General features: G+C 44.7%; 1 protein-coding gene and 1 pseudogene. Both read left to right on the top strand.

Annotation, left to right across the window (positions count from 1 at the left end; genetic code table 11):
- On the top strand, positions 1 to 341 hold a 341-nt coding region (rplK, locus tag A3739_RS24390), incomplete at its 5' end, for a 50S ribosomal protein L11 (RefSeq protein WP_082878591.1).
- Positions 341 to 618, top strand: a pseudogene (locus A3739_RS24385) (50S ribosomal protein L1); the annotation flags it as partial. The gene rplK and the pseudogene A3739_RS24385, both read left to right, overlap by 1 nt.

Below are 618 nucleotides of genomic sequence, written 5' to 3'. Positions count from 1 at the left end.
GTGTGAACATCATGGAATTCTGTAAAGCGTTCAATGCTCAGACTGGTAGCATGGAGCCAGGTCTTCCAGTTCCAGTGGTTATTACCGTTTACAATGATAAGAGCTTCACTTTTATCATGAAAACTCCGCCAGCGGCTGTTCTTCTTAAGAAGGCTGCAGGTATCAAGAGTGGTAGTGGCCGTCCAAATACTGAAAAAGTTGGAACTGTTACTCGTGCGCAATTGGAAGAAATTGCAAAAACAAAAGAGCCAGATTTGACTGCTGCTGATATGGACGCTGCTGTTCGCATCATTGCAGGTACTGCTCGTAGCATGGGTTTGAACACGGAGGGTGTTAACTAATGGCAAAGCTAACTAAACGTCAAAAGTTAATCGCTGAGAAAGTAGAAGCTGGTAAAGCATATTCAGTTGAAGAAGCTGTTGCGGTATTGGCAGAGCTTTCATCTCAAGTTAAGTTCAACGAATCAATCGATGTATCAGTCAACCTTGGTGTTGATGCACGTAAATCTGACCAGGCTGTTCGTGGTTCGACTGTTCTTCCAAATGGTACAGGTAAGTCGGTTCGCGTTGCTGTGTTCACGCAAGGCGAGAATGCAGAAAAAGCAAAAGATGCAGGCGC

Source organism: Oleiphilus sp. HI0067 (genome assembly GCF_001635735.1).
The sequence above is the reverse complement of the archived record's forward strand: the minus strand, read 5'-3'. Positions and strand labels throughout refer to the sequence as shown.